At 56.1% G+C, this 24,206-nt stretch carries 20 protein-coding genes and 1 riboswitch; of the genes, 6 read left to right on the top strand and 14 right to left on the bottom strand.

Annotation, left to right across the window (positions count from 1 at the left end):
• The 4 genes from NG99_RS23220 to NG99_RS23205 form a co-directional block, all read right to left on the bottom strand.
• Positions 1–217 (bottom strand): CsbD family protein (locus tag NG99_RS23220; protein WP_034898306.1); only part of this gene is annotated, 217 nt, incomplete at its 3' end.
• Between the two features lie 241 nt (positions 218–458).
• Positions 459–1,781, bottom strand: coding sequence for an MATE family efflux transporter DinF (gene dinF, locus NG99_RS23215; RefSeq protein ID WP_034898304.1), 1,323 nt, complete (start codon positions 1,779–1,781; stop codon positions 459–461).
• Positions 1,782–1,884: 103 nt separating this feature from the next.
• Positions 1,885–2,493 (bottom strand): transcriptional repressor LexA, encoded by a 609-nt coding sequence (lexA, locus tag NG99_RS23210; RefSeq protein WP_034898302.1) that lies wholly within the window; start codon positions 2,491–2,493, stop codon positions 1,885–1,887.
• A 115-nt stretch (positions 2,494–2,608) separates the two neighbouring features.
• Positions 2,609–2,968, bottom strand: a complete 360-nt coding sequence (locus NG99_RS23205; RefSeq protein ID WP_034898300.1) for a diacylglycerol kinase — start codon at positions 2,966–2,968, stop codon at positions 2,609–2,611.
• Positions 2,969–3,096: 128 nt separating this feature from the next.
• On the opposite strand from NG99_RS23205, the gene plsB reads away from it, so the two are divergent.
• The 3 genes from plsB (at position 3,097) to NG99_RS23190 (ending at position 8,073) form a co-directional block, all read left to right on the top strand.
• The gene (plsB, locus tag NG99_RS23200) at positions 3,097–5,520 is read left to right on the top strand and encodes a glycerol-3-phosphate 1-O-acyltransferase PlsB (protein ID WP_034898299.1); all 2,424 of its coding nucleotides are present in this window, start codon (positions 3,097–3,099) and stop codon (positions 5,518–5,520) included.
• Between the two features lie 167 nt (positions 5,521–5,687).
• A complete protein-coding gene (locus NG99_RS23195) occupies positions 5,688–7,376 on the top strand; it encodes a T6SS phospholipase effector Tle1-like catalytic domain-containing protein (protein ID WP_034898297.1) in 1,689 nt (562 codons plus the stop codon).
• 10 nt (positions 7,377–7,386) lie between these two features.
• Positions 7,387–8,073, top strand: a complete 687-nt coding sequence (locus NG99_RS23190) for a DUF2931 family protein (RefSeq protein WP_034898294.1) — start codon at positions 7,387–7,389, stop codon at positions 8,071–8,073.
• A gap of 311 nt (positions 8,074–8,384) precedes the next feature.
• Here NG99_RS23190 and ubiA read toward each other — a convergent pair whose 3' ends face one another.
• From ubiA to pgi, 8 genes are all read right to left on the bottom strand, one after another.
• On the bottom strand, positions 8,385–9,269 hold the full coding sequence (gene ubiA, locus NG99_RS23185) for a 4-hydroxybenzoate octaprenyltransferase (RefSeq protein ID WP_034898292.1): 885 nt from the start codon (positions 9,267–9,269) through the stop codon (positions 8,385–8,387).
• Between the two features lie 13 nt (positions 9,270–9,282).
• Positions 9,283–9,798, bottom strand: a complete 516-nt coding sequence (gene ubiC, locus NG99_RS23180) for a chorismate lyase (protein WP_034898291.1) — start codon at positions 9,796–9,798, stop codon at positions 9,283–9,285.
• A gap of 128 nt (positions 9,799–9,926) precedes the next feature.
• Positions 9,927–10,325: a phosphate-starvation-inducible protein PsiE gene (gene psiE, locus NG99_RS23175; protein WP_034898289.1), complete on the bottom strand. Its 399-nt coding sequence runs from the start codon at positions 10,323–10,325 to the stop codon at positions 9,927–9,929.
• A gap of 100 nt (positions 10,326–10,425) precedes the next feature.
• Positions 10,426–12,522 carry a YjbH domain-containing protein gene (locus NG99_RS23170; RefSeq protein WP_034898287.1) on the bottom strand — a complete coding sequence of 699 codons (2,097 nt, stop codon included), beginning with the start codon at positions 12,520–12,522 and terminating at the stop codon, positions 10,426–10,428.
• Positions 12,522–13,277 carry a capsule biosynthesis GfcC D2 domain-containing protein gene (locus tag NG99_RS23165; protein ID WP_034898285.1) on the bottom strand — a complete coding sequence of 252 codons (756 nt, stop codon included), beginning with the start codon at positions 13,275–13,277 and terminating at the stop codon, positions 12,522–12,524. Before NG99_RS23165 ends, NG99_RS23170 begins: the two co-directional genes overlap by 1 nt.
• On the bottom strand, positions 13,274–13,921 hold the full coding sequence (locus NG99_RS23160) for a YjbF family lipoprotein (RefSeq protein WP_034898282.1): 648 nt from the start codon (positions 13,919–13,921) through the stop codon (positions 13,274–13,276). Before NG99_RS23160 ends, NG99_RS23165 begins: the two co-directional genes overlap by 4 nt.
• Before the next feature lie 77 nt (positions 13,922–13,998).
• Entirely contained in the window at positions 13,999–14,244 is a 246-nt protein-coding gene (gene yjbE, locus NG99_RS23155) for an exopolysaccharide production protein YjbE (protein ID WP_034898280.1), read from the bottom strand.
• A gap of 636 nt (positions 14,245–14,880) precedes the next feature.
• Positions 14,881–16,530, bottom strand: a complete 1,650-nt coding sequence (pgi, locus tag NG99_RS23150; RefSeq protein WP_034898278.1) for a glucose-6-phosphate isomerase — start codon at positions 16,528–16,530, stop codon at positions 14,881–14,883.
• A 217-nt stretch (positions 16,531–16,747) separates the two neighbouring features.
• On the opposite strand from pgi, the gene NG99_RS23145 reads away from it, so the two are divergent.
• The 3 genes from NG99_RS23145 (at position 16,748) to panS (ending at position 21,423) form a co-directional block, all read left to right on the top strand.
• Complete coding sequence (locus tag NG99_RS23145) at positions 16,748–18,553, top strand: cation:proton antiporter (protein ID WP_034898276.1); 1,806 nt, start codon at positions 16,748–16,750, stop codon at positions 18,551–18,553.
• 53 nt (positions 18,554–18,606) lie between these two features.
• A riboswitch (Lysine riboswitch) is annotated at positions 18,607–18,858 on the top strand.
• A 94-nt stretch (positions 18,859–18,952) separates the two neighbouring features.
• Positions 18,953–20,305, top strand: coding sequence for a lysine-sensitive aspartokinase 3 (lysC, locus tag NG99_RS23140; RefSeq protein ID WP_034898275.1), 1,353 nt, complete (start codon positions 18,953–18,955; stop codon positions 20,303–20,305).
• 200 nt (positions 20,306–20,505) lie between these two features.
• Positions 20,506–21,423 (top strand): ketopantoate/pantoate/pantothenate transporter PanS, encoded by a 918-nt coding sequence (gene panS, locus NG99_RS23135; protein ID WP_034898273.1) that lies wholly within the window; start codon positions 20,506–20,508, stop codon positions 21,421–21,423.
• A 38-nt stretch (positions 21,424–21,461) separates the two neighbouring features.
• Here panS and NG99_RS23130 read toward each other — a convergent pair whose 3' ends face one another.
• Both NG99_RS23130 and NG99_RS23125 read right to left on the bottom strand, forming a co-directional pair.
• Positions 21,462–23,087: a Na/Pi cotransporter family protein gene (locus NG99_RS23130; RefSeq protein ID WP_034898271.1), complete on the bottom strand. Its 1,626-nt coding sequence runs from the start codon at positions 23,085–23,087 to the stop codon at positions 21,462–21,464.
• Positions 23,088–23,211: 124 nt separating this feature from the next.
• A complete protein-coding gene (locus NG99_RS23125; RefSeq protein ID WP_034898269.1) occupies positions 23,212–24,204 on the bottom strand; it encodes an ABC transporter ATP-binding protein in 993 nt (330 codons plus the stop codon).
• Between the last annotated feature and the right edge of the window lie 2 nt (positions 24,205–24,206).

Here is a 24,206-nt window from a genome sequence, read left to right as displayed (position 1 = left end):
CAGAATCGTGTACAGGGTCGTTGTTATGGCTTTCCCAGTCGGAGACTTCTTTCTCAGCCTGATCTTTTGCATAGCCATAGCGTTCCTGAATTTTCCCTACAAGCTGATCGCGTTTACCTTCCACGACGGTCATGTCGTCATCCGTCAGCTTGCCCCATTTTTCTTTCACTTTACCCTTCAACTGCTTCCAGTTACCGCCGGCTTCATCTTTATTCATTTTGTCACTCCTCAACCTTAGGTTTAAACAGCTTTAGATATTTCATCTACTATATACGCATATAAGCAATACAAAACGCTGCTTAACTACTTTACGTATAGATAATTGTAGTATAAGACGGCGCTTTATCCAGCCAGAGCAAAATTTTCTGCGAACAGAGCGGCGAAAGGGAGAGGGGATCGCTGAAAAACACAGTGAGATCAGGGGATAACGAGGCGTGAGAGGAAGGTAACCAAATATGTCAGCTGGAAAACCAGCTATGATTGCGCCAGTGCCGTCGCCAGATAAGCCAAAGGGTAAGGCCACGCAGCAGCAGAAATACCGTCACTGCCAGCCACAGACCGTGATTACCCAACTCAGGAACAGTAAACAGCGTCACGCCATACCCCAGCGCCGCGACCAGCATCCCGTTGCGCATTTCGCTGGCGCGCGTCGCGCCAATAAACATGCCGTCCAGCAGATAGCACCAGACGCCACAAACGGGCAGCACAATTTGCCAGAACAGATAGCTGTCGGCCTGCTGCTGTAACGCTGGCAGCGAAGTGAGTAAGGCGACAATATGCGTGCCGGCCAGTCCATAAATCAGCGAGAAGAGCAGCGCTACCAGCCCTGCCTGACGGCAGGCAGCGCGCCAGATCGACAGCAGCCTGCCCGCATCCTTTGCGCCATAAGCCTCCCCGGAACAGGCTTCTACGGCGTAAGCAAAGCCATCCAGCGCGTAGGCGGTAAAGGTCAGGAACATCAGCAGCACCGCGTTCACGGCCACCACCTCGCTTCCCAGCCTGGCGCCGAAAATAGTCAGCGAAACAAAGCACAGCTGGAGCAGCAGGGAACGTAGCATGATGTCGCGATTAAGCCGCAGTAGCCGCCCGATGTTGCCCCGCCAGGCCGTTTTCAACAGCGAGAGTGAAATGCCGCGCAGCTTCATCACCCGCCAGACCATTAGCAGACCAATCACCAGCGAAGCGTATTCCGCAATTGCGGTAGCCGCAGCCGCCCCCTGAACACCCCATCCCAGGCCGATGACAAACCACAGGTCCAGTACGATATTCACCAGGTTGCCCACCACCAGCAGGATTACCGGCGCGCGCGCGTACTGCACGCCCAAAAGCCAGCCCAGCAACACCAGGTTAGCCAGCGTGGCGGGCGCGCTCAGCCAGCGAATATTCATAAACAGCGCGGCCTGATGCAGGACGTTCGCATCGCCGCCGACGATGGAAAGCGCCAGATGGTTGAGCGGCGATTTCAGCAGAATAAATAGCAGCCCGGCCGCCAGCGCAATCAGCAGCGGCTGCATAAGGGCGCGAGCAAGCGCGGGCTTGTTGCCAGCGCCTAAGGCTTGCGCGGTCAGCCCGGTGGTGCTCATGCGTAGAAACAGCAGCAGCATAAAGAGAAAAGTGGTTGCGGTGGTGCCTACCGCAACGCCGCCGAGGTAGTCAGGACTGTCGAGATGACCAATAACCGCCGTATCCACCAGTCCCAGTAAGGGGACGGTGACGTTCGAGAGGATCATTGGCAGCGCCAGCCGCCAGAGATGCTTATCTGAGGGAGAAAAGAATCGCATGGTCATCCACTGTACGACGGGCAAAAACGCAGTGTTGTAGCGAGGGAAAACCAGCGCTACGGCCAAGAGGTCGCGCTGCCGCAGCAGCGCGCGGGAAAGGCTTTTACAGCCAGTTGCCGTTGCGAATCACCCCGACGGCCAGGCCTTCAATCGACAGCGTTTGCTGGCGAAGATCGACGACAATCGGCTGAAACTCGCTATTCTCCGGCAGCAGCTGGACGATATTGCCCTGTTTTTTCAGGCGCTTTACCGTCACTTCATCATCAATGCGCGCCACAACAACCTGGCCATTACGCACGTCCTGGGTTTTATGCACGGCAAGCAGGTCGCCATCCATAATCCCGATATCTTTCATCGACATCCCGCTGACGCGCAGCAGAAAATCGGCGCCCGGCTTGAACAGATTGGGGTCCACCTGATAGTGCCCTTCGATGTGCTGTTCCGCGAGCAGCGGTTCACCGGCGGCAACCCGGCCGATCAGCGGCAGCCCTTCTTCTTCTTCCATCATCAGACGGATGCCGCGAGACGCGCCGGAGACAATCTCAATCACGCCCTTACGCGCCAGCGCCTTAAGGTGTTCTTCGGCCGCATTCGGGGAACGGAAACCGAGCTGCGAAGCGATTTCTGCCCGCGTCGGCGGCATACCAGTTTGGTTAATATGGTCGCGTATCAGGTCATAAACCTGCTGCTGCCTTGCCGTTAGTGCTTTCATCCCGCCCCCTGGTTGTTTATACAGTCGACTGTGAGTATATACAGGTATTTGCGCATTGAAAACCTAAAGATGCGGAAAAACAGCAGTTTGTCAGAATCTGCAAAGCGGGCCGCAATCAGGGAATTAACAGCATTGCCCAAACCAGAACGGCCAGTAAAATCGTCAGCAGCACGGCGGCAGAGCCCATATCCTTAGCGCGGCCGGATAAAGGGTGCAGCTCGCTGCCGATACGATCGACCACCGCCTCCAGGGCGCTGTTAAGGATTTCAACGATGATCACCAATACCACGGACCCAATCAGCAACACGCGGGTAACGGCATCCACATCCAGCCAGCAGGCCACGATCGCCGCCACAACGGCGGCCACCGCTTCCTGGCGAAACGCCGCTTCGTTTTGCCAGGCGGCGCGAATGCCTTTCCACGAGTAGCCAGCCGCTTTAACTATCCGAGTCAATCCAGTGACGTTATTTGCCATAATGAGGGAACCCTTTGAGATGTTTAACGTCAATGACTGGGTGGCGCACATTTTGCAACACCACAGATCTCACTGGCGCTTTCTGGTATGCTTGCGGCGCTGTGCTAACAAGAGGCTTCATGTTATCTATGTCAGGTTGGCGTAACTTATATTATAACCTATTGAATTTACCAGTTAAGTTACTGGTAAAAAGTAAGGCGATTCCCGCCGAGCCGGTTTCAGAGCTGGCGCTGGATACGTCGCGCCCTATTATGTATGTGCTGCCTTATGATTCAAAGGCCGATCTGCTGGCGCTGCGCGAGCAGTGTCGCAAGCTGGATCTCCCCGATCCGTTAGATCCGCTGGAAATCGACGGCACCATGCTACCACGTCATGTGTTTATCCATGATGGCCCGCGCGTTTTCCCTTATTTCGTTCCCAACGTGGAATCGGTCAAGCTGTTCCACGACTATCTGGACCTGCACCGCAGCAACCCACTGCTGGACGTGCAGATGGTGCCGGTCTCGGTGATGTTTGGCCGTGCTCCGGGCCGCGAAGTCCAGGGTGATGAGCAACCTCACCTGCGCGTGCTGAACGGCATCCAGAAATTCTTTGCCGTGCTCTGGCTGGGACGCGACAGCTTTGTGCGCTTCTCGCCGATCGTCTCGCTGCGCCGTATGGCAACGGAGCACGGGACGGATAAGATCATTGCTCAGAAGCTGGCCAGAGTGGCCAGAATGCACTTTGCCCGCCAGCGCCTGGCGGCGATCGGTCCGCGTCTGCCCGTGCGGCAAGATCTGTTCAATAAGCTGCTGCAATCAAAAGCCATTGCCAAAGCGGTTGAAGACGAAGCGCGCAGCAAAAAAATCTCTCACGAGAAGGCGCAGCAGAATGCCGTCGAGCTGATGGAAGAGGTTGCGGCGGACTTCTCTTATGAAGCGATTCGCCTGACGGACCGCATCATGGGCTGGACGTGGAGCAAGCTGTATCAGGGCATCAACGTCAACGGCGGCGAACGCGTGCGGCAGCTGGCGCAGGACGGCCATGAAATCGTTTATGTGCCCTGCCACCGCAGCCACATGGATTATCTTCTGCTCTCTTACGTACTGTATCATCAGGGCCTGGTGCCGCCGCATATTGCCGCAGGGATCAATCTCAACTTCTGGCCCGCCGGCCCAATTTTCCGCCGCCTGGGCGCCTTCTTCATCCGCCGCACCTTCAAAGGCAACAAGCTCTACTCCACGGTATTCCGTGAGTATCTCGGCGAACTGTTCACCCGCGGCTACTCGGTAGAGTATTTCGTGGAGGGAGGCCGTTCCCGTACCGGTCGCCTGCTGGACCCGAAAACCGGCACGCTATCGATGACCATTCAGGCGATGCTGCGCGGCGGCAATCGTCCGATCACGCTGGTGCCGATCTATATCGGCTATGAGCATGTGATGGAAGTCGGCACCTATGCAAAAGAGCTGCGCGGGGCGACGAAAGAGAAAGAAGGCTTTATGCAGATGGTGCGCGGGCTGCGCAAGCTTCGTAACCTCGGTCAGGGCTACGTGAACTTTGGCGAACCGCTGCCGCTGATTGCCTACCTCAACAAGCGCGTGCCTGAATGGCGTGACGCGATCGATCCTATCGAGGCGCAGCGCCCGGCGTGGCTGACGCCTGCGGTGAACGATATCGCCCAGCGCGTGATGGTCAGGATCAACAACGCCGGTGCGGCTAACGCCATGAACCTGTGCGTTACCGCCCTGCTGGCCTCCCGCCAGCGCTCGCTGACCCGGGAACAGCTGACCGAGCAGTTGGCGTGTTACGTCCAGCTGCTGCGCAACGTCCCTTATTCGCCAGACTCCACCGTCCCGGATATGACGCCGGAGGCGCTACTTGACCACGCGCTGAGCATGAATAAGTTCGAGATTGAACAGGATAATATCGGTGAGATTATCGTACTGCCGCGTGAGCAGGCGGTACTGATGACCTACTACCGCAACAACGTCCATCACATGCTGGTGATGCCGTCGCTGATAGCGGTGATGCTGATTCAACACCGCGAGCTGAGCCGTACCGAGCTGCTGAGCCAGATTGGTATCATTTATCCGATGCTGAAAAGCGAGCTGTTCCTGCACTGGGATAAAGAGGCGCTGCCGACGGTGCTGGATTCGCTGGTCAGTGAAATGGCGCGCCAGGGGCTGCTGTCGGCCGACGATCAGACGTTACGCCTGAGTCCGGCGCGTTTCCATACGCTGCAACTGCTGGCTGCGGGCGTGCGTGAAACGCTACAGCGCTATGCCATCACCTTCTCCATTCTCAGCGCGAACCCTGCAATTAACCGCGGAACGCTGGAGAAAGAGAGCCGCACCATGGCCCAGCGCCTGTCGGTCCTGCACGGCATTAACGCGCCGGAGTTCTTCGACAAGGCGGTGTTCTCCTCTCTGGTGCTGACGCTGCGTGATGAAGGCTATATCAGCGACACCGGAGATGCGCAGGTTGAGCAGACCCAAAGGGTCTATCAAATGCTGGCCGACCTGATAGCTCAGGAAGTGAGAATGACCATTGAAAGCGCTGTCCCGCACGACTAAAGACTGGCGCTAAAAGAAAAGGTTTTGTGCCGGAACTGCCGAATGCCAGATACAGGAGTCATGGTATTCCCTGCTTTTCCCCGCGCACTCATCTGGCTCATATTCTGTCGGGATGAAGCCGGATAATTAAAGGACTTGACCTCGTAATATTGAAAAGGATTTTTCCTGTGGCAACTGACGAGAAAGCAGTACCGGATGATACTGGTTATTACCGTTATGAGATTGTCGGGGACAACACCCACCGGACCAGCATTCACTGTACCGAAAAAGTCGTCCGGTGCCGGCGGGTGCCGGTCAGAGGGATCACGCTGACGGTGGGGGTGTTCTTTGACGGTACGGGCAACAATCGGGCGAATTCAGACGATCTGCGGCTGGCGTATGCCCACTGTGCCGGGCTGGTCGGCGAGGAGCGGGCCAGGGCGTGTGCGAAGTATGAAAAGCACGCCAGGGCGGGGCTGGGTAACGCCAGCTGGCAGGGCGGTCCCACCAATATTTCCCGGCTTTTCGATCTTTACCAACAGCATAATGAACTTAAAAACGGCGAGACAGAGGCACAGGTAAAAGCCTACGTGTGCGGCATCGGGACGGCGGACGGGGAAAATGACTCGGTGCTGGGTAAGGCGCTGGGCAGCAGCCTTATCAGGCAGTTTGAGGGAGTGGTGACAAAGACCGATGAGGCGCTGGGTAAAATCAGCACGGCGCTTAAGGACTTCATCGACGTCAACAGCACAGAGGTGGCGATCGCGAAGGTGCAGTTTGACGTGTTCGGGTTCAGCCGCGGTGCGGCGGCGGCGCGCCACTTTGCCAACCGGGTGATGAACCAGGACGCAGCGATAGCGGCGGCGATAGACAACGGGCTGGACATGGTGGGGCACCACGGAAAGCCTGCCGGAGAGGTGCGCTTTCTGGGGCTGTTTGACACGGTGGCGGCCATCGGCAGCCTGCTGAACTTCTACGGACTTAACGGGCGAAGCAACCCCGGTGTGAACCTTGAACTGCGACCTTCAGTGGCGCAGAAGGTGTTTCAGATAAGCGCGATGCACGAGTGCCGGTATAACTTCAGCCTGAACAGTATTGCGGGGATGTGGCCGGAGCTGGCGCTGCCGGGTGCGCACTCGGACATTGGCGGGGGCTACAAATCTGGGGAGGATGAGATTTCCCTGCTGACGATGCCGGACTTTGAGGTGACACGCGACAGCGCGGACGAGATGCAGACGGCGGTGTACCGTCGGGCAGAGAAAATGCGTCAGGCGCTGTATTCGCTTCCGGCGCTGAAGTATCTGATGCCGCACGGTGAGGTGGAGACGAAGATGATTTCGTGGCCGCTGATTAACCGTAATAAGGCGCGAGCATTCCTTTTTGAGAAGAAAGTCGGTGCAGCGGTATTCATGACGCGGAAGGCGGTGCCGAACGACTGGGAAAAGGTGTGTATGCGGGTGATGCTGGATGCGGCACAGGACGCCGATGTGATATTCAGTGATATCGACCCGCAAAACCCGGACACCTCCCTTCCAGTTGAACTGGTTCCTCTGTGTGACAAAGCAATAGCGCAGGGGCGCGCAGTCCGGTGCGGCGCGGAGTCTGCGGGCTTTACGGCTGAGGAGATGCACACCATCGGCCGTTACCTGCACTGTTCGGCAAACTGTAATATCGACTCCGACCTTAGCCTGTGGGTGAGTCCGTCAACGGCGGAAGTTTTTCTGCGAAGCAACTATGCGCCGATGGATGAGCGTTCTTTCGTGTGGCCTATGGCACCGGGCAAGGGATGGGTGCGGACGGTGTGGCGGATGGACGACCAGCAGCAGTGGGAAGACAGGGCGCGGGCGAACGCGGACGCGCTGGACGGACTTTTCTGAGGAGGCAGGGATGAAGCGATTACAACTAATAGTGGTAGCGCTGGGGGGCATGCTGCTTACCGGTTGTCATGGCCGCCAGGCAGGCGTGAAGACGCTGTTAGGGGACGGCGTGGAACAGTGGGGCCAGAAGCTGCCTTACGATCACTGGGAATTCAATTTTTTCTATCCCATAAACCTGCCCGCGCTGGTGACGATGGTATATCTGGAGGACGGAGATATCCGGGAAAGCATCTTCCGGCGACTTGATCCAACCGAATCCAGCCAAGGCAGCGTGGGGGCGTGGAGCGAGCGGGTGGGTGGTTTTCCAGCCAATTTTAATATTGGTAAGGCACTACCGGTCAGGATGACTGTGTGCTGGGACTCGGTTATCGACAAGAAGGCATATGAGACGGAGCTCTGGTTCAGCCGGGAGACCTGGAAACAGATGCTTGTCGCCTATCCTGATAGCTATCGTCCCGGGAATACATATTACCGAAACAAAATGATAATTGGTCTGGCCCCACAAGGAAAAGTCAGAGTATGGCTGAAAGATAACCGTAATCCCGTTGTACTTCAGCATCCCGCCAGGCAACTTACCCTGATGGGGGATGAAATGCTGATATGTAAGGGAGTAACGAAGCATCCTAACGGATATATTTATTACGGAAAGACACCCGAGTTCATCAAAGGGAAAACCTATCCATATGGCGAGTGGTAGTGTGGGGCTCCATTTGGGAAATGGAGCCCTTATTAAATGCCATTTTTCGATTAAAAAGACACGATTTTGATGGCATTCTCCCATATCCATTATATTTATATATCAGACAGTCACCTCACTAACATACGTTTTCTTTCCAGTGCACCGTCGAAGTGGCCACGACAAGGGTTATATCTCCACGTAAGCGGGTCGTGTTACTCAGCCCCTTCAGAGACATCACAAAAAGTGGCTTAGAACTCTGGTTGGGGTTCGGGCGTACAACCCCCAAAAGGGTCGATGCGTCATCATCGACCCTTTTTTGTGCCTGAGGCTCAGAGCCAGTCAGATAATGGCGAGGTGCTAAGGGCAATACCGATAAACAGCACCAGCCCGACATAGTTGTTGTTCAGAAAGGCCTGGAAACAGAGATCGCGATCGCGGGTTGAAATCAGCTTTTGCTGATGAACAAAAAGCGCGCCCCCCAGCAGCAGCGACCAGTAAAACGCCCCGCCCAGCTGCAGTAACCAGCCAGTCAGCGCCATCAGCGCCAGCGTTGCCAGCTGTAGCAGACCGACTATCAACTTATCGAAACGTCCAAACAGAATCGCCGTCGATTTAACGCCAATTTTCAGGTCATCATCCCGATCGACCATCGCATACAGCGTGTCATAGGCCACCGTCCAGCAGATGTTGGCCGCGAACAGCAGCCAGCAGACCAGCGGCACGCTTTCACTCACCGCCGCCCAGCCCATCGGGATTGCCCAGCCAAACGCCGCGCCCAGCACCACCTGCGGCAGATGGGTGTAGCGCTTCATAAACGGATAGACCCAGGCCAGCGCCAGACCGCCAAACGACAGCCAGATGGTCATCGCGTTCATAGTTAACACCAGGCAGAACGAGATCAGTACCAGCCCGGTAAACAGTAGCCTGGCCTCTTTTGAGGTGACGGCGCCGCTGGGTAACGGACGCGACTGCGTGCGCTTAACGTGGCCGTCAATTTTACGATCGGCAAAATCATTCACCACACAGCCAGCGGCACGCATGAAAAAGACGCCGAGCACGAAAACCACCAGTACGTTGAGCGGCGGGATCTGCATTCCAGACAGCCACAGCGCCCAGAATGTCGGCCACAACAGCAGCAGCGAACCAATCGGCTTATCGATTCGCATCAGCCGGCTGTAGGCCTGAAATTTACTCATCGGCAGGCTTCTCTCCACGTCACTCTCTCCCTCAAACCGACAGCGACTGATAAAGCGGTGCCGGAGGTAAAAACAGTTCTGTCAGTAATAACGGTTTGCCAGAGAGGCGCAGACGGGACCGGCGCCCCCACAAGTTTTCAAACTGACCTGGCTCGATAAAATCGCGCGTCAGTGTTGAAGAAGCAAACAGATAGCGCCCCAGCGGGCGCGTTCCCAGCTGTTGCAGCATCTGCTCAGGCCCCATCAGAGTGGATTCAGGCACAATAGTGCGCCCGGCAAGCCAGGGTTCGCCGTCGCCGCAGAGCAAAATCTCACGCAGCCAGTAGCGAGGCTCCTCAGGCAGAAATGAGACTTCATCGCCTACTTCCTCTGCACCAGCAAAACCTTCCCGCACCACTTTCACCGTCACCTGTTGGCAGTGGCGCTCAAAACGCTGGGTCATTGAGTCTTCTTCCATCAGCCAGTCCAGCAATGCGACGGAAAGTAAGGGCGAAGAGGCAGGTAGCCATTCAAGGGAGCGCAGTTGCGACAGCGCGTTATCAGCCATTTGGCTTCTCCGGGCAATAACAGGGGTGCCATAGTGTAACGCAGAGGCAGAGGGAGAACATCGGCTGAGGGAGGAAATAGTGCGAATTTCAGCAGGAGTTGGCGCGCCGCAAAGGACGCGCCAGCGGATTATTCGCGCTTCAGCCGGTTGCTGTTAGCCAGCCAGAGGGTAATAACCAGAATCAGGATGGCAATGGAGTAGGCCAGCGTGTCCAGCGGGTTTTTATGGTCCACAATAATCAGGCGGATGATCGCCGTGATGCCGATGTAGACAAAATAGCGCAGCGGGAAATGATAGCCAGACTGGAAGTATTTGACAATTAAGGCAATAAATTCGAAATAGAGGAAATAAATGACGATCCCCTCGATCAGCAGGTAGGAAGAAGTCTGCTCACCGGTGTTCAGCAATACGTTGGCCAGATGAAAAGTCTCTTTACCTAAAAAGATGGCCAGAATACCGGCTAAAAAAATCAGTCCGATATTCAGCAGCATCTGTAAAATCCAGGCAATACGCGCGGCGGTAATCATGCAAAACCCTCTAAAGTCACTGTTATCCGTCAGGATAATCCTGATACGCACAATATGCTTTAGTGTGAGCCAGTTCACAAGTTTTGCATGACACCGGTGATTAACGGAAATCGATGTCCCGGTCGGTCGTCATATCATACAGCTGATATTTACGTCCCAGCATCTGCCCGCCATCGCGAGTCAGCGGCGTCCAGTTGACCTGCGCACGGCCACGCGTTGGCGAGGCGGTAAACAGATCCATTGGAACCGAGATATAGAAGCCCTTGGTGAAGTCCCCTTCGCCGTACTCTTCGGACGACACGTTGGTTTTGGTGGCATAAGCCCCAACAATCACGCCGCTGTCAAACTGGCGGGAAACATCCAGCGTTGCACCTTTATCCTCAGCCAGATACTGTCCCACGCTTGCCTTCACCAGTACCTGGTTATTGAAGAACGATGGACGCCAGTAGGCCGTCAGGTTACCAACCTTCGCGTCGTAGTTGGTGAACTGCATCATATTGTCCCAGTCACGCTGCTTGACGTAGTTGGCATCAACGCCAATCGCCCAGTCAGCGTCCAGCGGACGGTACAACACCTCGCCTCCCACACCGCCATACATGGTTTCCAGATAACCGCCGTACACCTGGCCATAGAAACCATTGCCAAGCTCGTGCATGTAGTTGGCCTGCAGGTTATTCACATAGACGTCGTTTTCAACATAATCGCGGATATGGGTACGTACGCGAGGCAGAGAGGAGTCGGTTGGCCCCCCAGTATAATTGAACTTGTCGTAGTTATTCGCCAGGTTGCCGAACAGACTACCGTCGATGATCAGGTGCTTCGTCAGCCAGTAATTCGCATTCGCCATCACGCCAACCTGATACAGGTAGAAACTTTCCGGACCACCGACAGACTGGTTCAGTACCGGCGAAAGGCTGTAATCTAAGTCGTTAGCATCGATGTAGTATCCCTGCTCGGTACGCCCCGGATCCTGCGGTTCAACCCGCTTCTGATCCAGCGGCTTCTCTTTACCCAACGGATAGCCTTCAAGCTGCTGACGCAGGCTGTCGACGCTGGTTTCGGTGGTCACCTGCGGCATACGGTTGCGGGTTTCGGTCACCTCCAGCGTGTCGACATTCGCCGGCAGATGATTTATCAGGATCAGGTTAGCGCGATCGACGCCTTCCTGGGTATTGCGGTATTTAGATTGCTCCCCGGTGGCGTAAAGAGTATTGCCTTTCCGCTGGATATTGGGCGCGTCCAGACCAGCATTGTATTTCAAATCCGTCAACTGGTTGGCAACGGTGGTCTGGTCGAAGAATTCACCCTGCGGCTGCGGCTTATAAGCCGGTTTGGCAGCATCAACCGAAGCGCTGTGCAGATCGTTAAAATTGGTGCGCAGCGTGAAGCCTGCCATGAGGGTGTTGCCGCGCTCATAGCTCACGTTGACATCGGCCCAGTCGGTAATACGGTAGATGGCTCCGACGTTAACTTTGCTTTTCTGCTCAAGGCGTCCGGCAAAGTCGTCCTGATAGTCATTTCCTTCATATTCGGCCTTCAGACGCAGAGGCTGCCAGGGGGTCTGGTACTCTATGCCGCCAAAGAATGCCGCCGGACCTTTAAATAAGTCCTTACCGTTGACCGAGCCGGCCGTGCCGTTTCCACGGGAGCGTTGGCAATAGCTACTGTCGGCCTGGCAGAACGGGTTCTTCACCGTCCCGCTGTTGCCCAGGTAGCCAAAACCGAGGCCCAGCGTGAAATCAAAGGGTCCCCAGGCTTTGGTGCCCACCAGATATTCACTGTCGAACAGGCCAGTACCGCCGAGGTCACGGGCGCCGACGGAGACTTCAGGCAGCCAGTAGCCCTCCTGCCACAGACGAGCTTTCAGATCGAAAGCTTTGTCCTTATAGCTTTGGTTACCACTGAAGCTATCAACCGCGCTGTAGCGGCGGGTTTTCACGTCGGTATAGCGAATGGTCGCTTCCAGCCAAGGGAACAGCTGAACCGAGGAAGAGTAAAAACGGTACTGATCGTTATAGCGATAATTCAGGCTGAACTCACCGTCTTTAGCCATGCGGGCCGTCGGAACCTGGAGCAGGCCTACGCCGCCAAAATCAGACTGTGAAGGCCCAACCGGATCGGGATAAGTCGCCGCCTGAACCTGGCAGGCGCAGGCAACAGAAATGGCTAACAGGCTGAGAAGATATGTTTTTTTCATCAGTCAGGGATCCGGTGCGTCAAAACAGAAACAATCTGCTGGTTGAGGTCTTCAGCGTCGCCAGGCAGCGCCCATGAGGAAAAGCCAAGGTAAATGATGCTGCCCGCTTCAGGTTCAACGTGGCGGCGGTTCCAGTAGGCCACCGGCACTTCACTCACGTCGCCGTTTGCGGCAATCAGCACCGCGAAATTATGCTCTGCGCCTGACAAATGATCGTGATTCTGGAGGTAATCCACCACGCTGCGACCTGGCTGCCACGAGGTTTTACCGCTGCCGCCAAGGGCGCCAGCCAGCGTTATCGTGGTCGGTTTTTGTAGCGTGTACACGCTGTAATCCCCTTCCAGTCGGCGGTTTGCCTCAGGGCGGATCCGTACCCAGTCAGGATCGAGGTTGGTAAACTGACGTCCCGTCACCTTGATGGCCGCCACCTGCTGCCAGACATTATCGACCGCCGCCGCCTGGCTACTATCGCCGTCGGCATGTAGCGCATTGCTCCAGGCCTTCAGGCGCGCCAGCACCTGCTGCTGCTGCTGAATCGCGGCAGCCGTGGCCAGCTTCTCAGCAATAACCGTTCCCGGCCACCAGGTTTGGTCCTTCAGCGCCGGACTGCCGACCAACTGGGCGAGGTTTTGCGCATGGCTGACGACCGCAGTCTGGGACTGGCCGGGGGAATAGACGGTTACCTGGCTGTCGGCATACGCGCTGAGCGAGAGGCAGGCTGAAATTCCTGCGAGGAGGAGAGTGATTTTTTTCATGATTTCGCAGGCTTCAGGATAGTGGTTTCAAGGGGGAAATAGTCGCCCCCCAGCGTTTGCTGTGACTGGCGAACCTGTCCGCTAGTGGTGTCAATCCAGAAGGTATTTGCCCAGGATTTACCCTCGGCAGGCAGCTCAACCTCTTCCTGCCAGACCCGACAGGCAACGTTTTGACCGGGCAGCGTCAGCACCGTATCCTTCAGGCGGCTGAAGCGTGAGGTGGCCGTGGCGCTGCGTAATTTACCCGCTTCGCTCCAGCTCAGGATGCGTGTCCAGCTGGCGCCCTCGGTCAGCTCAAGCGCGTTTGCCAGCGGGTCCTGCTGCAGATTGGTCACCTCGTTGAGGTTGTCACTCAGCCCGAGCGTTTTCACCACGCGGCCATGCTGAGTGACCACCATCGAGCGGTCCTGGGTGATCCATTTTTGCTGGCCATTTTCATCAAAGCCCAGCACCACAAAGATACGCTGCCCGTGATTCACGCGCAGGTACATGCTGGCATATGGCAGACTTTCTACTTGTTCATCAGAGACCTGAACATCGTCCGGCCCAAGCAGGGCGAGTTTTACCGTCTCACCTAGCCCTTTTTGTGTTTGTGTACAGGCCTGGAGAAGCAGGCATAAAAGCAGCAGTGGTAGGTAGCGCACCTGTGTGTCCCTGAGCAAAGTCTGACAATGTCAAAAAATAACCACACTAACGTGTGGTTATGATTAATTTACCGCACTTAGCGCGTGGTGCTAGTGGTCGTGGTGGTCGTGGTGCCGGTATTAGAACCGTCGCCGCCACTGGATGCTGCGAGAGCAATACCAACCAGTGCGCCAATCGCACCTACGCCCACGGCATTGGAGTTTCCAGCAGCAAAGCTCTCTGCTGTATCACCGGCCGGAGCGCCAGCTTCAGTCGCGGCGAACGCGGCTGAAGCACTTGCTAAGTACACTATGGCTGCAGCAGCGCATAAGACTTTTTTCATAACATTTCCCTTCATTAAATGAATGGATACCTCACCTGAAGGGTTTCAGGCCGGTTCAGTATAAGGCAATAAATGGCCAGAATTGAGGGCAGCCCCGTAGGGGCTATCAACGCTGTTGCCTGCCTAAAATAAGCACGTTTTCACCCTGCAATGCAATATTTGACTAATTAATTCAATATATTGGAATTAATAACTGATTTACAACTGTTTATTAGTACCATTACCTGACAATAGTCTGGAGCAAGGTGGAATTGCTTTATGAACTAAAAAACGGCAGCAGTTATTATGAAAATATTTTATTTTCAGTAAGTTACTAATAAGAAGTTACGAATTATGTCGAAATCGCGGCGCGACGATTTCAGATTTATCTTGGCAAGAATAGCGGGGATGGTGGCAATTTTAAGAATTTCCTCAGCAGCAAGATCGTCGCTCTATCTATAAATGAGAAGAATGATGCGCCAGTTCACGGCTGTTTTTACGCGAATCGCTCCTCTTATCGCGGCTGGGAGAAAAAATGAGGCTGTCAACCAGGACCAAAAGTAGATAGAGGCGGTCCTGAAGGATATTGCCGAGTACTATAAAAATAAAAGGCTGGCGCATTCGCACCAGCCCACAGGCTAACAAAGCGATGACCGCTTAGCCGCGCCAGTTTTTATAACGGTTAATCAGCCCGTTGGTAGAGCTGTCGTGACTGCTGACCTGCTCGCTGCCGGAAAGCTCAGGCAGAATGCGGTTAGCCAGCTGTTTGCCCAGCTCAACGCCCCACTGATCGAAGGTGAAGATATTGAGGATTGCGCCCTGAGTAAAGATTTTGTGCTCATACAGCGCAATCAACGCCCCAAGGCTGAACGGCGTAATATCGCGCAGCAGGATGGAGTTGGTTGGACGGTTGCCTTCAAACACCTTGAACGGCACGATGTGCTCAACAGACTTCGCGTCTTTGCCCGCGTCGGCAAACTCTTTCTCTACCACATCGCGTGATTTACCAAACGCCAATGCTTCCGTCTGGGCAAAGAAGTTCGACAGCAGCTTGGCGTGGTGATCGCCCAGCTTGTTATGACTCACCGCTGGCGCGATAAAGTCGCAGGGAACCAGCTTAGTGCCCTGGTGGATCAGCTGGTAAAACGCATGCTGACCATTAGTGCCAGGCTCACCCCAGATGATTGGGCCAGTTTCGTAACTGACAGGGACGCCGTTACGGTCAACGTTTTTGCCGTTCGACTCCATGTTGCCCTGCTGGAAGTAGGCAGCAAAACGGTGCATATACTGGTCGTAAGGCAGGATCGCTTCGGTTTCAGCACCAAAGAAGTTGTTATACCAGATCCCGATCAGCCCCAGCAGCACCGGCAGGTTCTGCTCGGCTGGCGTGGTGGAGAAGTGCTTGTCCATGGCATGAGCGCCACTCAGCAGCTTCTCAAAGTTGTCGAACCCTATCGACAGAATGATCGACAGGCCAATCGCCGACCACAGCGAGTAGCGGCCGCCCACCCAGTCCCAGAATTCGAACATATTGTTGGTATCAATGCCGAATTCGCCGACCGCCTTGCCGTTGGTAGAAAGCGCAGCAAAGTGCTTCGCCACATGCTGTTCATCACCAGCCGATTTCAGGAACCAGTCGCGCGCGCTGTGGGCGTTGGTCATGGTTTCCTGAGTGGTGAAGGTTTTAGACGCCACCAGGAACAGCGTGGTTTCAGGATCAAGTTCCTTCACGGTTTCCGCGATATGCGTTGCGTCCACGTTTGAAACGAAGTGCATGTTCAGATGGTTTTTGTACGGGCGCAGCGCCTCGGTCAACATGAACGGGCCCAAATCTGAACCGCCGATACCGATGTTGACCACGTCGGTAATCGGTTTGCCGGTGTAACCTTTCCAGTCACCGCTGATGATGCGTTCGGAGAACGATTTCATCTTCTCCAGCACTGCATTCACTTCGGGCATCACATCTTTACCGTCGACCACAATCGGCGTATTGCTACGGTTGCGCAGGGCAACGTGCAGCACGGCACGATCTTCAGTACGGTTGATTTTTTCGCCGGAGAACATCGACTTGATGGCACTCTGCAGATCGGTCTCTTTCGCCAGATCCTGCAGCTTTGCGAGGGTTTCGCTGGTAATGCGGTTTTTCGAGAAGTCCACCAGCATCAGATCGTCGAAGGTGGCAGAGAAGCTCGCGAAACGGTTGCTATCTTTAGCAAACAGATCGGCGATTTGAACGTCTTTCATCTCTTCAAAATGCTGCTGCAGCGCTTGCCAGGCAGCGGTTTGTGTCGGATTGATATTTTTCATAACAACACACTCTTTTTATTTAAGAACCGTAAATCAGACCGGACGCCATGTTACCGGAAGCGCCGCTTTGGCTTCCCTCTTCCTGTAACAGGTTTCAGCTATCATTTAGCAGGATTTCCCGCATTTTTGTCCGGGGCTATTTATAATTCAGGCGGCGGTCAGCTTACCCGCTCAGCGTTTCAGTATGACTATTCTTGCTGTCGAAAGGAAAAATTTTATGGCGCTCTCCGCCCCACTGCTGTTGGTAATCATTGGATTAAGTTCGCTGGCCGCCCAGTGGCTGGCCTGGTTGCTGCGCCTGCCGGCTATTTTGCCGCTGCTCGTTTTCGGCATTGTCCTGGGGCCGCTATGCCACATTTTGCAACCCGATGCGCTGTTTGGCGCGCTGCTGTTCCCCTTTGTCTCACTTTCTGTCGCCATTATTTTGTTCGAAGGTGCGTTAACGCTGCGCTTCGATGAAATTCGCGGTCTCGGCAAGGTGGTCCGTAACCTGGTCACCGTCGGGATGTTGCTCACCTTTCTGGTGATTAGCGTCGCCTGCTGGGCCCTGCTGGATTTCCCGCCGGAACTTGCCGCGCTGGTTGGCTCGGTTACCGTCGTAACCGGCCCCACGGTGATAGCGCCGCTAATGCGCGTGGTGCGTCCACAGAAAGCCATCAATCAGATTTTACGCTGGGAAGGCATTATTATCGATCCGGTCGGTGCTATCTTCACCCTTCTGGTCTTTGAGTTCATTGTGCTGCGTCAGAAAGCTGAATCGTTAACGCACCTGTTCTGGACTTTAGGCCAGACGGCGACCGTAGGTTTGATTGCCGGTGCGCTTTTTGGCTGGCTGCTGGGCGTGGCGCTGAAACGGGTCTGGCTACCGGGCTACCTGCAAAATTTCGCGGTACTGGCGGTGATGCTGACGGCGTTTGGCCTGTCCAATGCGCTGGCCGACGAGTCTGGCCTGCTGACGGTAACCGTCATGGGGATCTGGCTGGCGAATATGCGCGATGTCGATCTCACCGAAATCGTCGCCTTTAAAGAAGAGCTGTCGGCGCTGCTGATTTCCGGGTTGTTTATCATTCTCGCCGCGCGGCTGGACGTGAAGGCGCTGCTGGCGATGGGCTGGCCGCTGGTCGCCGTGCTGTTAATCGTGCAATTCGTCGCCCGTCCGCTTTGTATCGCCGCCTCAACCTGGGGCTCGTCGCTGTCGGTGCGGGCCCGGCTGATGCTGAGCTGGATTTCCCCACGCGGGATTGTGGCCGCCGCGGTCAGCTCGCTGTTTGCGCTGACGCTGGAGAAGACGGGTTTTGCCGGAGCGGATAAATTGGTGACCGTGGTGTTCGCCATTATTATCGGCACCGTTGTACTGCAAAGCCTGACCAGTTCGCTGCTGGCCCGACTGCTTAAAGTACAGCAGCGCGAACCTCGCGGCGTGCTGATTATCGGCGCAAATAGCGTGGCGCGCACCCTCGCGACCTCGCTGCAAAAACTGGATATTCCGGTGCTGGTCACCGACAGCAGTTGGGAATATTACCGGCTGGCCCGCATGGAAGGGATCCCAGCTTATTATGGCAATGCCTGGTCGGAACATGCGGAGAACTACCTCGATCTGAGCGAAACGTCTCAGGTTCTGGCCCTTTCGCCCAACCGCCATCAGAATGCGCTGGCGGTCTACCACTTCAGCCATCTGTTTGGCGAGAGCCACGTTGCTGCGATTCGGTCCGGCGCCGCGCTGCGCGCCAAAAGGGACAGTGAAAGTCCTCGTTTCCGTCGTCATGAAGTGCTGTTTGGCCAGCAGCAAACCTACGCCCTTCTCAGCAGCCTGTTGGCAAAAGGGGCCACGATTAAAGCCACGCGGCTGAACGAGAATTTCGGCTGGCTGGCGTATCAGGAAAAAAATAAGGGCGCGATCCCGTTGTTTGTGCAGAACGAAGCTGGCACGCTTCACCCTGTACGGGGTGAAGAGACGCCAGCACTGCCCTATACGCTGATTGCGCTGGTGCAAAATGAACATTCCTCAGACGGCAGAGATTGACAGCGGCGCTATAAATCTATATTTGTAGTCGCCTAGTTGCACATCTCGGTGTGCAAGCCAGAAGAGGCGCGTCGCCCAGGCAGTGTGTTGGAGGAACCGAATCCGCAGAAAACACATCAGGGGGAGCGACGCCGAGGTACACTTCGCGCGGAGCGAAGCGTATCGACCGCAGGGGCTGAATCCTCTGGGTTGTCACCAGGACCGTTCGGCAGTCGGACGTTCCATACTCTTATTATCGGGTGTTGCCGCCAGCTCAGGCGCAGCGTCCGGTAAGCGGGTATACAAGGTGGGGCGCTTCTGGGTGACTCGTAGTAATGCCTTTTCTACGTCTACCCCGTTTCTGCTCTTTCCTTGTGCCAAGGCTGAAAGAATCTAACCTGACACGAGGTATGTCAAGACATGTCCCAATCCCTGATCGTGGCCAAATTTGGCGGCACCAGCGTTGCCGATTTTGCTGCCATGAACCGCAGCGCCGATGTGGTGCTTGCCGATCCGAAGACCCGCCTGGTGGTGCTTTCGGCTTCTGCGGGCGTAACTAACCTGCTGGTTTCCCTGTCCGAAGGGCAGGAACCGGAGCAGCGGGCCTATCAGCTCGATGAAATCCGCCGTATCCAGTACGCCATCGTTGACCAGCTTTCCCAGCCTGACGTGATCCGTGACGAAGTGGATCGCGTGCTGGAGAATATCACCATGCTTTCTGAAGCTGCCGCACTGGCGACCTCCAGCGCATTGACCGACGAACTGGTCAGCCACGGCGAGCTGCTTTCAACCCTGCTGTTTGTCGAGGTTCTGCGCCAGCGTCAGGTGGAATCGCAATGGTTTGACGTGCGTAAAGTGATGCGCACCGACGATCGCTTCGGCCGCGCCGAACCCGATATCACCCTGCTGGCCGAGCTGACCCAGACGCAGCTGGCCCCTAAGCTGGCCGATGCGCTGATCGTCACCCAGGGCTTTATTGGCAGCGAGGCCAAAGGCCGCACCACCACCCTGGGCCGCGGCGGCAGCGACTATACCGCCGCCCTGCTGGGTGAAGCTTTACAGGCCAGCCGCATCGATATCTGGACGGACGTGCCGGGGATTTACACCACCGATCCGCGCGTGGTGCCAGCAGCGAAGCGTATTGATGAGATCACCTTTGAAGAAGCGGCCGAAATGGCGACCTTCGGCGCGAAAGTTCTCCACCCGGCAACGCTGATGCCTGCCGTACGTAGCGATATTCCGGTTTTCGTCGGCTCCAGCAAAGATCCTTCCGCTGGCGGCACGCTCGTCTGCAATGAGTCGAAGAAGCTCCCGCTGTTCCGCGCGCTGGCCCTGCGCCGCAAGCAGACGCTGCTGACGCTGCACAGCCTCAACATGCTGCACTCACGCGGGTTCCTCGCCGAAGTGTTCAACATTCTGGCACGCTACAACATTTCGGTAGACCTGATCACCACCTCTGAAGTGAGCGTGGCGCTGACGCTGGATACCACCGGCTCGACCTCTACCGGCGACAGCCTGTTAACCCAGGCGCTGCTGACCGAGCTCTCTTCGCTGTGCCGCGTTGAGGTTGAAGAGAACCTGGCGCTGGTGGCAATCATTGGCAACAAGCTGTCTCAGGCCTGCGGCGTAGGCAAAGAGGTGTTTGGCGTGCTGGATCCGTTCAATCTGCGCCTGATCTGCTACGGAGCGAGCAGCTATAACCTGTGCTTCCTGGTGCCGGGCAACGATGCGGAGCAGGTGGTTCAGACCCTGCACCGCAATCTGTTTGAATAGAGGTTATCTGCGGGATAAAGCCGGGCCAGGCCCGGTTTTTTTATGCCCGACCAATTTCCCCTTCCCGCTTATCTGCCTCTTTTCAGGCGGGGATTTAATGCTATGATTCGGCGGTCACTTTTTCCTCGTTCCGGTAAAGTGGCCGGTCTTATGGCAAAACCTGCAAAAACAACACAACATCGAAAAAAGGAAGTCTGGCTATGTTCGCCACCGTTACCCGACTGTTTCCACTATGGGCAGTCTTACTCTCTGTTGCCGCCTATTATTCCCCCACCACTTTTATTGGCATTGGTCCGTGGGTGACCTGGCTGCTGATGCTGATCATGTTTGGGATGGGCGTCACGCTCAATATCAATGATTTCAAGCGCGTGCTAACGCGTCCGGCGCCGGTTATTGCCGGGACGTTTCTGCACTATCTGGTGATGCCGCTGGCCGCCTGGGGCCTGGCGAAGCTGTTCCATATGCCCCCTGACCTCTCTGCCGGGATGATCCTGGTCGGCAGCGTCGCCAGCGGTACGGCGTCTAACGTGATGATCTACCTGGCTAAGGGAGACGTTGCGCTGTCGGTGACCATCTCGTCCGTTTCCGCTCTGGTGGGCGTCTTTGCCACGCCGCTGCTGACCAGGCTGTATGTGGATACGCATATTCAGGTTGATGTGGTGGGGATGCTGGTAAGCATCGTCAAAATTGTGGTCGTGCCGATCGGTATTGGCCTGATTATCCACCACTCGATGAACAGCGTGGTCAAACGCGTCGAGCCTTATCTGCCGGCCTTCTCAATGGTCTGCATTCTGCTGATCATCAGCGCAGTGGTTGCCGGAAGTCAGGGCTTTATCGGCTCGGTAGGTCTGGTGGTCATCGCGGCGGTGATCCTGCATAACGCCATCGGCCTGCTGGGCGGTTACTGGGGCGGGAAGCTGTTCGGCTTTGATGAGTCCACCTGCCGCACGCTGGCGCTGGAGGTGGGCATGCAAAACTCGGGTCTTGCAGCCACCTTAGGCAAGCTGTACTTCTCACCGCTGGCCGCGCTGCCGGGCGCACTGTTCTCGGTCTGGCATAACCTCTCAGGTTCGCTGCTCGCGGGTTACTGGTCCGGTAAGCCAATTAACAAGAAATAGTCCGTGTCTCCCCCGCCTGCCCGGCGGGGGAAGGCAGCTTACTCATCCTCACGGTCATCATCCGGCTGTTCCAGTACGCTATACGCCACGGCGCAGAACAAAGAGTTCAGACGTTTCATATCGCCCAGCAGACCCAGATGCAGCGAGCTGGTTTCGATACTCTGCACGTTATGCTGATGCAGACGATCTACATGCTTATGGGAATAGCGGCGGTTGGTGATGCGAAAGCGGTGCTTAGAGCGGCGCAGGCGCCTGGCGCTGGTGACATCCTGCGACAAGAAGACCGACAGCCCAAGCCGCAGATTAGCGGAAAGCTGCTCAATCAGCGTGTTCAGCTCTTCCATTCCTTCTTCAGAGAAAGCCCGGCGTGCGGCCAGCGATTTATCGGCCACGTCGCCGCTCATCCTTTCCAGAATATCGCCCGCCATTTCCAGATTTAGCGCCATTTCAATGATCTCAGCCCAGCGGCGCGAATCCTCCTCCGGTAAATCCTCTTTCGGCATCTGTGCCAGATAGAGCTTGATGGCCGTGTAGAGGACATCGACATCATCATCCAGCTTGCGAATTTCGCGCTCCTCACGCAGCTCACCGTGAACGACTTTACTGAAGGTAGCGAGCATCTGCTCCAGCACATCCCCCATACGCAGCGTTTCTCTTGAGGCGTTCGCCAGCGCCAGTGCAGGGGTATCCAGCGCGCTGGCATCCAGATGGCGCGGCTTCAGGCGCAGCTGCGTTTCGGGTTCATCACGGATTAGCTTCGTACAAAGCCTGGCCATCGCATCGGCAAACGGCACCATTATCAGGCAGCGGATCAGGTTGTAAAACACATGGAAGAAGATCACCAGCTCTTCGTCGCTGACCGGCAGCTTATGCAGCCATCCGGCCAGCAGATCGATAAACGGCAGCACTATTAGCGAACCGATAAATTTGAACAGCAGGCTGCCCAGCGCGACCCGCTTACCCGCAGCGTTGGAGGCGCTGTTGTTCAGCATAGCCAGCAGCCCGCTGCCGAGGTTGGCGCCAATCACCAGACAGAGCGCCACTTTAAAGGAGATCACCCCGGTCGCCGTCAGCGTGGCGGTAATCAGCACCGCCGCCAGGCTTGAGTAGCTGATAATGGCAAACACGGCGCCGATCAGCGCATCAAGCATCACGTCGCCAGTCAGCGAGGAGAACAGCACTTTCACGCCTGCAGCCTGAGTAATTGGCGTTGCCGCCGCCACCACCAGCTGTAACGCCAGCAGAATCAGCCCCAGCCCGATACTGGCCCGGCCCAGCTGCCCGGCTCGCGTCTGCTTACGCCCAAGAAAGAACACCACGCCAAAGAAGATAAACAGCGGGGAAAGCCACGAGAGGTCGAAGGTCAGAATTCGCGCCATCAGCGCCGTACCGACATCCGCTCCCAGGATAATCACCAGCGCGGGCGTCAGCCCCACCAGTTCCTGAGCGACAAATGAAGTGACCAGCAGCGTGGTGGCATTGCTGCTCTGCACCAGCGCAGTGACGCCAATTCCGGCGACAAACGCCATCGGTTTTTTCGACACGCTGCGGCTGAGCACGCGGCGCAAATCCGCGCCGTAGACACGCATAATGCCGGTCCGCACGATGTGCGTTCCCCAGACCAGCAGCGCAATGGCGGAAAGCAAATTAAGCAGGGTTAACACAGATATCGACCTCACAACTTCTCAAACTGAATACGTCCAGGACGGGCGCGGCCGTCCTGCCTATCGTACTGAGTTTAGTCGATTTGGTGAAAAAATCTTTCTAATCAGCGTGATATATATTCCACTACGCCACTTCCCTGATCGTCAGCTTGTCCAGCAGCAGGCCAACCTGATGGCCTTCCGGGTGCAGGTCATCGACTGAACGGTTAAGCACATCCACCCACAGCTCTACATCACGCGCTTTTACCCGATAACGAATGACGTTACCCAGCAGGCTGTGGCTGAGGATGTGTGCAGGAATACCGCGATCGGCGGCGCAGAAGGCGACGGATTCAGGCCGCAGCGCAACCTGGCTACTGTACGTCTCGCCCGTCAGGCGCGAGGCCTGTTCCGCGCTCAGCAGGTTGTAGTTACCGATAAAGCCTGCGGCAAATAAATCCACCGGCTGGGTATAGAGCGACTCGGCATTGCCATTTTGCACAATTTTGCCTTTGTTCATCAGCACAATGCGGTCGGAAAGCGTCAGCGCCTCTTCCTGATCGTGGGTGACGAATAGCGTAGTCAGGTTGAGCTCTTTCTGAATGCGGCGAATCTGGTCGCGCAGATGGCGGCGAATCCGCGCGTCCAGCGCGGACAGCGGCTCATCAAGCAGCAGCAGCCGCGGCCGGGTTACCAACGATCGGGCCAGCGCCACGCGCTGGCATTGCCCGCCGGAGAGCTGATGCGGATAGCGCTTCGCATAATCATTCAGCTCCACCAGCTCAAGCACTTCGCCCACCCGCCGCTGGATATCTGCGGCCGCCAGCTTCTGCATTTTCAGGCCAAAGGCGACGTTGCGCTCCACGGTCATATTGGGAAACAACGCGTAGCTCTGGAACACCATGCCTATTGAGCGTTTCTGCGGCGTCAGCGGAACGATATCCTGTCCCTGCAACAGGACTTGCCCACTGTCGACCGGGGTCAGACCCGCCAGACAGCGCAGCAGCGTTGATTTACCACAGCCGCTGGGACCCAGCAGCGTGACAAATTCACCCTCGCTGGCGGTGAAATCGATGTCCTGAAAAATGCTGGTTGGACCGTAGCTTTTATTCAGTTGGTTAACGCTTAAATAAGACATCT

It is taken from the genome of Erwinia typographi, assembly GCF_000773975.1.
GTDB classification, from domain to species: Bacteria; Pseudomonadota; Gammaproteobacteria; order Enterobacterales; family Enterobacteriaceae; genus Erwinia; species Erwinia typographi.
The sequence above is the reverse complement of the archived record's forward strand: the minus strand, read 5'-3'. Positions and strand labels throughout refer to the sequence as shown.